The organism is Rhizobium skierniewicense Ch11 (assembly GCF_023757665.1).
In the GTDB taxonomy this organism is placed as follows: domain Bacteria; phylum Pseudomonadota; class Alphaproteobacteria; order Rhizobiales; family Rhizobiaceae; genus Agrobacterium; species Agrobacterium skierniewicense.
Map to the genome: position 1 here is coordinate 195,978 of NZ_RXPG01000021.1, position 10,741 is coordinate 206,718.

A 10,741-nucleotide genomic window follows, 5' to 3' on the forward strand; every position below is an offset into this window, starting at 1 on the left:
TGTTTATGCCCGTTCAAACCCGCGTGCGACTTCCCAGTCGGTGACGCGGCGGTCGTATTCTTCCTGCTCCCACTTTGCGGCACGAACATAGTGATCGATCACATCATCGCCGAAAGCGCCGCGCAGCATTTTCGAACCGTTGAGGTGGTCGGTCGCATCGCGAAGCGTTTTGGGGACTTCGCGAATGTCCTTGCCGCCATAGGCATCGCCTTCAAACTGTGGCTCAAGTTCCAGCTTATTTTCAATGCCGTCAATACCTGCCGCAAGCAAGGCCGCCATGGCCAGATGCGGATTGATATCCGACCCGCCAATTCGGCACTCAATGCGGATGCCCTTGCTATCGGCACCGCACAGCCGGTAACCCGCCGTGCGGTTGTCCATGCTCCACACGGCCTTGGTCGGCGCGAATGTGCCCGCCATGTAACGCTTGTAGGAGTTGATATAGGGCGCGAGGAAGTAGGTCGTCTCGCTGGCATGAGCCAGCAGCCCCGCCACGTAATGGCGCATCATATCCGACATGCCGTACTCGCCTTGCTTGTCGAGGAAAACAGGCGTCTTGCCATCCAGGCTCCAAAGCGACTGGTGGATATGCGAGGAGCTACCAGCCGCGTCATAATTCCACTTGGCCAGGAAGGTCACAGCCTTGCCCTTAGACCAGGCGATTTCCTTGCAGGCGTTTTTGATGATCGCGTGGCGGTCTGCCATGGTCAGCGCATCGGCGTAGCGGACATTGAGCTCCACCTGACCGGCAGAGGCCTCACCCTTGGTGTTTTCGATCGGGATCCCAGCGGCTTGCAGATTGTTTCTGATGGCGCGCATCACCTCTTCTTCCTTGGTGGTCTGGAAGATGTGGTAATCCTCATTATAGGGGCTGACGAGGTTGAGATCGCGGTAGCCACTGGCGCGGGCAGTCTCGAAACTTTGGTCGAACAGGAAGAACTCCAGCTCGGTGGCCATGAAGGCCTTGAGGCCCATGGCCTCCAGACGCGCGACCTGCTTTTTCAACAGCGCGCGCGGCGAGTGTGCAACTTCGGCATGGGTATGATGGTCGTAGGCATCGCACAAAACAAGCGCCGTACCTTCAAGCCACGGCACGCGGTGGAGCGTCGAGAGGTCTGGCTTTAAAGTATAATCGCCGTAACCTTTTTCCCAACTGGTGGATTTGTAGCCGGGAACAGTTTCCATTTCCATATCGGTCGCCAGCAGATAATTGCAGCTGTGCGTTTCCTCATAGGCGCTTTCGACAAAAAATTCCGCCTGAAAACGTTTGCCCATCAGACGACCCTGCATATCCACGAGGCATGCCAGAACCGTGTCTATGCGCCCTTCAGCGACATCCTTTTTAAGCGCGTCGAATGTGTAGGTCGTCATGATGTTTCCCTTTGATTCAATGGGGCGACCGTTGCCGGTCGCCCTTTGGAGTTGGTTCAAGCCTTCGAAGCCGCCGCGTTGAGTGCGGCCTGCTTGTGCTCCAGCGCGAATTCCTCTTCCGGTGACAGGATGAGGCGGTGACGGCCGACCAGCGCGAAATAGGCGATCGCAACCGCAAACCACAACGCTACCCAGATGACGCCCTTGGTAAAGTTCGGGTCCTGCACCTGATAGAGCAAGGTTATGACGGCAATGATGATGGTCAGGATAGCGCCGGGAATGCCGAGTGGCGAACGGAAGGGCCGCTCGATGTCCGGCAGATTACGGCGCAGCATGATGAACGAGATCGCCTGCATGATATAGGAGAACATCGCGCCGAACACAGCCATGTTGAGCAGCACGCTGCCGATGATGCTGCCGCCTTCCGTCGCACCCAGCGCGAACCAGATGATCATCATGACGCTGAGGCCCACGATGGCACCCGCGAGCATCGCGACATGCGGTGTCTTGAACTTCGGATGCGTGACGGACAGCACGGTGGGGAAATAACCCGCCCGCGACAGCGAATAGATCTGGCGGCCCTGCGCATAGAGGATTGTGTGGAAGCTGGCGATGAGGCCAGTAAGAGCCACAAAGCCCAGGAGAACCACGCCACCATCACCATAGACGGCCTTGAAGCCGTCCAGCAACGGCTCGAGCGAGGATCCGAGATGGAATGCCCCGATACCGGGAAGCGAGGGATTGAGCAGCACAATCATGAAGGCCGAAATCATCAGCGTGATGATGCCGAGAATGATGCCCTTGGGCATATCGCGCTTGGGATCGACCGACTCTTCGGCGGCCAGCGGCAGTTGCTCGATGGCGAGGAACAGCCAGACGGCAAACGGCAGCGTGGCAAGAACGCCGGAGAATCCGAACGGGAAGAACGAGCCGTTGCCTTCGGGCAGTTCGACCGCAGCACCATCCGGCCCGACGCCGATGTTCAACGCCCAGCGAGAGAAGTCCATGTTGGGGATGGCGCTGACCCAGAAGAAGACGAGAACGGCAAGCGAAATCAGTGTGATCACCAGCGTTACCTTGAACGACAGTTCAAGTCCGAAGACGTTGAGGCATAAGAAGATCACATAGAACAGCACCCAAAGGAGTGGTGAATAGACCGGATCGAGCCCTAGAATGGAGTTCACGTAAGCCGTGATGAAGGTAACGATGACGGCGGGCGTGAGAACATATTCGACGTTCTCACAAAGGCCAGTGATGAAGCCGCCCCATGGGCCTATTGCTGTTCTCGCGAAGGAGTAGGCAGCGCCTGTGTGCGGCAAGGCCGGGCTCATTTCCGCGATGGAGAATGTCAGCCCGAGATACATGACGGCGATGATCATGCCTGCAACCAGCATGCCGCCCCACCCGCCGGTGGCAAAGCCGAAATTCCAGCCGGAAAAATGGCCTGAGATCACCGCGCCGACGCCCAGCGCCCAGAGCGACCAGACGCCCGCATATCGCGAGAGCCCTCTTTTTTCGAAGTAGGATGCGTCCGCTTTTTTATAGCTGACGCCTGATGATGAATTGTCCATGCCGTTCTCTCCTGATCAAGAAAAACAGGCTGTCAGCCAGAATGGCCGATTTTGCCCCAGTCTCGGCGCGGCGGTAAAATCCGGCCACGCCATGCACATCTGCTGTTCCCACATTGCACCAAGGACCTTTCCGGCCTTCTTTGGATATGCAACGGCACTTATGGGCTGTGAGCGGCGATTGCCTTCGTCAAAAGTCCACTCAGAAAATCGGCAGCAGCCCGCTGCCCCTCCTCGTTCTGGATCAGGTCATTTCTGACCTCGATCATGACGTTCAAAAGCCCAATTGGCAGCGCGTGAAGCCGTAGCGTATGCGTCACGCCATCTTCCGGCCCGTAAGGCTGGTTGCGCTCGATCCGGAATTTTCCGTTCTCCACATGGTCCAGCATCGCATCGACCAACCGTGTATCGGCATCGTGCAGAAGACCTATTTCCACCTCGCGGCGCTTGCCGTGATAGACCGGCGTAAAACTGTGCATCGTCACCAGAACCATGTTGTCCCGCGCAGCAACAAGCTCCCTGACGCGATCGTGAAACGGAATGTAAAGCGATGCCGTGCGAACAGAACGTTCTGCTTCGCTGAGATTCGCGTTGCCCGGAATGTCGTAAATCTCGCTGGTGACAGGCATTGCCGAAGGCGACTCCGGCGGGCGATTGCAGTCATAGATCAGCCGGGAATAGTTCTGGTAGATGACGGTGGCATCAAGACTTCTCGACAAGAGACGTGAGACGGCGAGCGCGCCGGGGTCCCACGCGATGTGGCTTGTTCGCACCTCTTCGCTAAGACCCAGCGTGCCGAAACGGGCGGGTAGCGTATGGGAAGCGTGTTCGCAGACCAGCAGCACCCTGCCTTTGCCGAGCGGATTTTCCACGACGACAGGCTTGGCCTCGTCGTTTGTGAAAAACTGTGCTTGCACCGTCATGGTGTACCCCGTTACCGCATCACTGTCCCCCGACAGCTAGAAAAGAATTCTTCACGTACGCCAAAGTGTCAAATGTTTTTTGAAATTTTCTCTTCATTTTTTTGATTGACTCCGCTCCCTCCCCGTATCTTAATCAGCCCTAACAGACCGACAAAAAGATCGGCTAGGGGAAAAATTTGCACAGTTCGGCCGCGACCGTTTCGGACGTTATCCAGGCTCATTACGAGAGCCTGACGCGTGCCGAAAAGCGTCTTGCGGAAAGTCTTCTCGGGAACTACCCGATCTCGGGGCTGGGAAGCATCACGATCGTTGCCGAAAATGCAGGCGTCTCGACGCCCACCGTTGCGCGCATGGTGCAGAAGCTGGGTTTCAAGGGCTATCCCGAGTTTCAGGCGCGGCTGCATCAGGAGCTGGAAGCAACAATTTCCAACCCTATCGCCAAGCATGACCGCTGGGCCAGCAACGCGCCGGGCCTGCATATTCTCAACCGCTTCGCCGATGCCATCACCGGTAATCTGCGCGACACGCTCAGCGATCTCGACACTGCATCCTTCGACAATGCGGCAACCCTTCTGGCCGACAGAAAACGCAGCATCTACTTCGTCGGCGGGCGCATCACCGGGGCGGTTGCCGAATATTTCTTCACTCACATGCAGGTCATCCGGCCCAAGACGTCGCTGATGTCGTCCAACTCCAGCTCATGGCCGCAATATATGCTGAACATGAATGCCGGTGACGTGCTGGTGATCTTCGACATCAGGCGTTACGAGCAGGACATGGTGACGCTGGCGCAGGTGGCGCACGACAACAATGTTCGCATTCTGCTGTTCACCGACCAGTGGACGTCCCCCGTCTCGCGCTTTGCCGAACATACGTTTCGGGTGCGCATCGAAGCGCCATCCGCATGGGACAGCTCGGTGGTGACGCTGTTTGTCGTGGAGGCGCTGATCGAGGCGGTGCAGAACAATGGCTGGGACGAGACCCGCCAGCGGATGAATTCGCTGGAAGGCCTGTTCGAGCAGACACGCCTTTTTCGAAAGCCGGGTAAAGAGGAGACCTGAACAAAGCGCGATTAAAGCAGAATGGCGCAACACGAATTTTTTATGTCGTTTCTCAAATATCATGGCGACGAATGGGCGTAATGATGGCAAGAAAACGGCAGGGACCATGATGAGGGCGGGATGCCGCCTGAAAAATCCGTCACATAACATTCATGCAACCCACGTAGAGCGTCGTCAGACGCATCGGACACACAGAGGAGAACCAACCGTGATCTCGCACAGCCGCCGCCTGCTATCGCTCACCACAGCAATGGTCATCGCATCAACTGCGATTGCCGCTGCAGCGCCCAGCGAAGAACTCATCGCAGCCGCCAAGAAGGAAGGCATGCTAACGACCATCGCCCTGCCCCACGACTGGTGCGGTTACGGCGACGTCATCGCTTCTTTCAAGGCCAAATATCCTGAAATTCAGGTCAACGAGCTGAACCCTGATGCCGGCTCTGCGGATGAAGTCGAGGCCATCAAGGCCAACAAGGACAACAAGGGGCCACAGGCGCCCGACGTGATTGACGTTGGTCTTGCATTCGGTCCTCAGGCCAAGAAGGAAGGTCTTCTCCAGCCGTACAAGGTTTCCACATGGGACGAAATTCCTGACAATGTGAAGGATGCCGAGGGCTACTGGTATGGCGACTATTACGGCGTCATGTCGATGTTCGTGAACAAGGATCTCGTTACCAACACGCCAAAGGATTGGGCCGACCTTCTGAAGCCTGAATATTCCGGCCAGGTCGCTCTTGCTGGCGATCCACGCGCCTCCAACCAGGCTATTCTCGGCGTTCTCGCGGCTGGTCTTGCCAGCGGTGCAAAGGACGGCAAGGCCGCTGGCGAAGCCGGACTGAAGTATTTTGGCGAGCTGAACAAGGCTGGCAACTTCGTGCCGGTTATCGGCAAGGCTGGCACCGTGGCACAAGGCGCGACACCGATCGTCATTGCATGGGACTACAACGCGCTGTCATGGGCCAAGACTTTGAATGGCAACCCACCGACTGAAGTCGTTGTACCATCATCGGGCGTTCTGGCTGGCGTTTACGTGCAGGGTATCTCTGCCTACGCACCGCATCCAAACGCCGCGAAGTTGTGGATGGAACACCTCTACTCCGACGAAGGTCAGCTCGGCTGGTTGAAGGGCTATTGCCACCCGATCCGCTTCAATGCTCTTGCCAAGGCCAACAAGATCCCGAAGGACCTGCTGGACGCCCTGCCACCAGCAGCAGCCTATGAAAAGGCTATCTTCCCGACACTGGAAGACGTGGATGCCAACAAGGCTGCCGTCACCGGCGGCTGGGACAAGGTCGTTGGCGCAAACGTGAAGTAAGCCTCAAAAGAAAAGCCGCCCCGGTCTTTGCAGATGCCGGGGCGGACCATCTAAAAATGAAAAGACCGCGATGATTGCGGCGTTCGGGAACGGGATATGACATCAAACATCAATGGCGCGCCACCGCGACCAGCAGTCGGGCGACGCCTGAAGCTGGAGTGGCTGGGTGTTCTGCCATTTGCCATTTTCATTCTGCTTTTTTTGATCATGCCGACGATGAAGATCGTCCTTGGCGCTTTTCAGACGCCCGAGGGCAGCTTCACCCTTGAAAACATCGCGGGCCTTTTCACCGCGTCCATTCTTTCCGCCTACTGGATTTCCATCAAGATCAGCGTCGCATCCGCGGCCCTGGGCTGTCTGATTGGCTTTGGCGTTGCAACAGCCGTTGTTCTGGGCGGCTTGCCGCAACAAGTCCGCTCTCCACTTTTGACGTTTTCCGGCGTCGCCTCGCAATTTGCAGGCGTGCCACTGGCATTTGCCTTCATCGCCACACTCGGACCCGTCGGTCTCGTCACCGTATTTTTGAAAACCCAGCTGGGCCTCGATCTGCGACTGCTGGGCTTCAACATCCTGTCCTTCTGGGGCCTGACGATTACCTATCTGTTTTTCCAGATACCGCTGATGATCCTCATCATCACACCGGCGCTGGATGGTCTGAAGCGCGAATGGCGCGAGGCGGCGGAAATTCTCGGCGCGAGCGGCTTCCAGTACTGGCGCCTGGTGGCGTTTCCCATTCTGCTGCCCTCCATTCTCGGCACGTTTTCGCTGCTGTTTGCCAATGCCTTCGGTGCCGTCGCAACAGCCATTGCACTCACGGGCTCCTCGCTCAACATCGTGCCGATCCTGCTGTTTGCGCAAATCCGCGGTGACGTGCTGGGCAATCCCCACCTCGGTTATGCGCTCGCCTTCGGAATGATCCTCGTGACCTGCATCGCCAATACGCTCTATATCTGGATGCGCACGCGCAGCGAGAGGTGGCTGAAATGAAGCGGATTTTCGCCTGGGGCGCATTGCTGTTCGGCCTGCTCTATTTTGCCCTGCCGCTGATCGGCATGACCAACTTCTCGCTGAAAATGCGGCGTGGCGAGTATTCCTTAGATGCCTATGGCAGGGTGCTGAGCGATCCAAGATTTCAGGAGACGTTCACCTTCTCGATCATGATGGCGCTGTGCACGATCATTTTTGGCGTCCTGCTCGTGGTACCGACGGCATACTGGGTGCGCCTGAAACTTCCCGCACTTCGCCCCGTCATCGAATTTATCACCCTGCTGCCGCTGGTCATTCCGGCGATCGTCATCGTGTTCGGGTACATCAGGCTCTACAACACCTCAAGTTGGCTGCCGCTGACGGGGACGACATCAGGCACCAACCTGTTGTTGATGTTCGGTTATACGACGCTGGCCCTGCCCTATATGTACCGCGCTGTCGATACCGGGCTTCGCACCATCGACATCAAAACGCTGACCGAAGCCGCACAGAGCCTCGGCGCCGGATGGGCGACGATTCTCGCCCGCATCATCCTGCCAAATGTTCTGGTGGCTGTGCTGTCGGGTGCGTTCCTGACCTTCGCCATCGTCATCGGCGAATTCACGATGGCGGCGCTTTTGAACCGCCCGGCCTTTGGTCCATACATGCAATTGCTGGGTGCCAACCGCGCCTATGAGCCTGCTGCCCTCGCCGTCATTTCCTTCGGCATCACCTGGGGCTGCCTGGGCCTTATTCAACTCGTCTCGCGCTATCAAAAAGGCGCGCCTCCCAAGGCCTGAGGACTTATTTTATGAGCTTTTTGACACTCCATAACATCAGAAAATCCTTTGGTTCGGTTCAGGTCGTCCATGATTTCAACATGACGATTGAACAGGGAGAATTCGTTTCCTTCCTCGGACCATCGGGCTGCGGCAAGACCACCATTTTGCGCATGATCGCCGGGTTCGAGACGCCAAGCGATGGCGCAATCGTCATCAACGGCAAGGACCAGACGACACTCAAACCCAATCAGCGCAATATCGGGATGGTGTTTCAGGCTTATGCGCTGTTTCCCAACATGAACGTCTATGAAAACGTTGCCTTCGGTCTCAAGATCGCGGGAAAGCCGAAGGCTGAAATCGATGCGCGGGTAAAGGAAATGCTTGCGCTGATCCATCTTGACCATCTGGCGGATCGCTATCCCTACCAGATGTCCGGTGGGCAACAGCAGCGCGTGGCGCTGGCGCGCGCTCTGGCGCCCAAGCCGCAGGTTCTGCTATTGGACGAGCCCTTGTCTGCGCTCGATGCCAAAATCCGCGTCTCGCTGCGTGAGGAAATCCGCCAGATCCAGCGCAAGCTTGGCATCACCACCATTTTCGTGACACACGATCAGGAGGAAGCGCTGACCATTTCCGACCGCATCGTGGTCATGAATGCCGGACGCGCAGACCAGATCGGTTCGCCGTTCGAGATCTACAACAAGCCAGCGACCCGGTTCGTCGCGTCATTTGTGGGCACACTGAACCTTATCGATACCACCGTGGTAGATACGTCCACCAGCACGATCCGCATGGGCGACCAGCAGGTTTCGCTGAAGAAGCCATTGAACAAGGCCAATGGCGAACAGGTGACGGTGGCGCTGCGCCCCGAGGCGGGTTCACTGGGTGAAGCAAGCTCCGGCGATGTTGCCATATCGGGCGTTGTGACCTCCAGCCACTTTCTGGGCTCGGTCATCCGCACCCGCATGGATGTGGGCGGCGCAACGCTCTCCTTCGATATGTTCAATGACCCCGGAAAGACCCCGCCAGCGGTGGGCGAGCGCATCACGCTGAAATTCGCATCAGAAGATTTGATGATTGTAGCAGACTGACGCACTGTTTCTGACTGAGAGATCGGGCTACAGCAAGCCATCTCAGGAGAAAATTCATGCGCGCATTGTTCTACGAAGCCTTCGGCGAGGCACCCATGATCGCCAACCTGCCGGACCCGGGCCCGATGCCCGGCGGCGTGGTGATATCGGTCAAAGCAACCGGCCTTTGCCGCAGCGACTGGCACGGCTGGATGGGCCATGACACAGACATCCGCCTTCCGCATGTACCCGGCCACGAATTTGCGGGCGTCATTTCTGCGGTCGGCAAAAATGTGATGCGCTTCAAGGTAGGTGACCGCGTCACCGTGCCCTTCGTGTCCGGCTGTGGCCATTGCCAGGAGTGCCGTTCCGGCAACAGCCAAGTCTGCGAAACGCAGTTTCAGCCAGGCTTTACCCATTGGGGTTCCTACGCCGAATATGTCGCCATTGACTACGCCGACCAGAACCTCGTCCACATGCCCGATGAGATGGGCTTCGATACGGCGGCCAGCCTCGGTTGCCGCTTCGCCACTTCGTTCCGCGCCGTGGTTGATCAGGGCCGCCTAAAGGGCGGTGAGTGGCTGGCGGTGCATGGCTGCGGCGGCGTGGGTCTCTCCGCCATCATGATCGGCGCCGGGCTCGGTGCTCAGGTCGTCGCCATCGATATTGCCGAGGACAAGCTGGCACTGGCGAAAGAGCTGGGCGCAACCGCCACGATCAACAGCCGCGACGTCGCCGATGTCAGCGAAGCCGTGCGTGATATCACCGGCGGCGGCGCACATGTCTCCGTCGACGCGCTGGGCCATCCACAAACATGCTGCAATTCCATCACCAACCTGCGCCGTCGCGGACGCCATGTGCAGGTTGGTTTGATGCTGGCTGATCATTCCATGCCGCAAATCCCCATGGCGCGGGTGATTGCGCACGAACTGGAAATATATGGCAGCCATGGCATGCAGGCCTGGCGGTATGACGACATGTTGGCGATGATCAATACCGGCAAGCTTTCGCCAGAGAAGCTGATCGGACGGCATATTACTTTGTCGGATGCAGTGATGGCACTGCCCGCCATGGATAGCTTCAAGGAAAATGGAATTAGCATTATCGACCGGTTTGAATAAATGGGGATCGGGCATCGGTGGGTCTGGCGACCCGCCCTCTGTCCTGCCGGATATCCCTCCGCTCTCGACGACCTCAAGCCACGGCCATGGTCGCCAAAATCGTCATCAGCGCGGAAACCCGATTTATCTTGGTGGTTGCGTAAGAAGCAACGCCGCCCCTGCCACGGAAAAGCCGTGCCCCGAGATAGAGAACCGTGTGGGCGACGAAGAAAAAAACGAGCGGGCCGAGGAACAGCGCGCCGACACCGACACCCCATCGATTGCTGCTTTCCGCGCCGGTTACGAAATGGGCACTCAAGATCGTGAGTGTGGCAAAGACCAACACGAGAGAAGACAGTTGCTGCACGATGATCTCCATCAAAGGACGTCGCTCAAAATGACAACCTACAAATACATTCAAATAATCTAATATAACGTAAAAGCTTTGTCGACAATTCTGTCTTCTGGCCAAAACACGCGGATGCGAGATGTCCGAGATGGCAAAAAGCGCGGAAGGATCCGCGCTTTTCTTGTTAAAAATCAAGACACAGCGTCTCATTTTGGAATCAACCAGACAACGACCTGAAT

10 protein-coding genes are annotated in these 10,741 nt (G+C 57.3%); 6 read left to right on the top strand and 4 right to left on the bottom strand.

What is annotated here, in order from left to right; all coding sequences use genetic code 11:
* Positions 1–3 precede the first annotated feature (3 nt).
* From EKM04_RS15155 to EKM04_RS15165, 3 genes are all read right to left on the bottom strand, one after another.
* Entirely contained in the window at positions 4–1,371 is a 1,368-nt protein-coding gene (locus EKM04_RS15155; protein ID WP_183895402.1) for a glutamine synthetase family protein, read from the bottom strand.
* A gap of 56 nt (positions 1,372–1,427) precedes the next feature.
* Entirely contained in the window at positions 1,428–2,942 is a 1,515-nt protein-coding gene (locus EKM04_RS15160) for an amino acid permease (RefSeq protein WP_183895400.1), read from the bottom strand.
* Positions 2,943–3,100: 158 nt separating this feature from the next.
* Positions 3,101–3,862: an N-formylglutamate amidohydrolase gene (locus tag EKM04_RS15165; RefSeq protein ID WP_183895398.1), complete on the bottom strand. Its 762-nt coding sequence runs from the start codon at positions 3,860–3,862 to the stop codon at positions 3,101–3,103.
* 176 nt (positions 3,863–4,038) lie between these two features.
* On the opposite strand from EKM04_RS15165, the gene EKM04_RS15170 reads away from it, so the two are divergent.
* The 6 genes from EKM04_RS15170 to EKM04_RS15195 all read left to right on the top strand — a co-directional run bounded on the left by EKM04_RS15170 (position 4,039) and on the right by EKM04_RS15195 (position 10,174).
* A complete protein-coding gene (locus tag EKM04_RS15170) occupies positions 4,039–4,923 on the top strand; it encodes a MurR/RpiR family transcriptional regulator (RefSeq protein WP_174153564.1) in 885 nt (294 codons plus the stop codon).
* A 208-nt stretch (positions 4,924–5,131) separates the two neighbouring features.
* Positions 5,132–6,238: an ABC transporter substrate-binding protein gene (locus EKM04_RS15175; protein ID WP_183895396.1), complete on the top strand. Its 1,107-nt coding sequence runs from the start codon at positions 5,132–5,134 to the stop codon at positions 6,236–6,238.
* A 96-nt stretch (positions 6,239–6,334) separates the two neighbouring features.
* The gene (locus EKM04_RS15180) at positions 6,335–7,225 is read left to right on the top strand and encodes an ABC transporter permease (RefSeq protein ID WP_183895394.1); all 891 of its coding nucleotides are present in this window, start codon (positions 6,335–6,337) and stop codon (positions 7,223–7,225) included.
* Positions 7,222–8,004, top strand: coding sequence for an ABC transporter permease (locus EKM04_RS15185; RefSeq protein ID WP_183895392.1), 783 nt, complete (start codon positions 7,222–7,224; stop codon positions 8,002–8,004). Before EKM04_RS15180 ends, EKM04_RS15185 begins: the two co-directional genes overlap by 4 nt.
* A gap of 11 nt (positions 8,005–8,015) precedes the next feature.
* Complete coding sequence (locus tag EKM04_RS15190) at positions 8,016–9,074, top strand: ABC transporter ATP-binding protein (protein ID WP_183895390.1); 1,059 nt, start codon at positions 8,016–8,018, stop codon at positions 9,072–9,074.
* A 56-nt stretch (positions 9,075–9,130) separates the two neighbouring features.
* Positions 9,131–10,174 carry a zinc-dependent alcohol dehydrogenase family protein gene (locus tag EKM04_RS15195; protein WP_183895388.1) on the top strand — a complete coding sequence of 348 codons (1,044 nt, stop codon included), beginning with the start codon at positions 9,131–9,133 and terminating at the stop codon, positions 10,172–10,174.
* Between the two features lie 73 nt (positions 10,175–10,247).
* On the opposite strand, the gene EKM04_RS15200 is transcribed toward EKM04_RS15195, so the two are convergent.
* On the bottom strand, positions 10,248–10,697 hold the full coding sequence (locus tag EKM04_RS15200) for a hypothetical protein (RefSeq protein ID WP_174153570.1): 450 nt from the start codon (positions 10,695–10,697) through the stop codon (positions 10,248–10,250).
* Between the last annotated feature and the right edge of the window lie 44 nt (positions 10,698–10,741).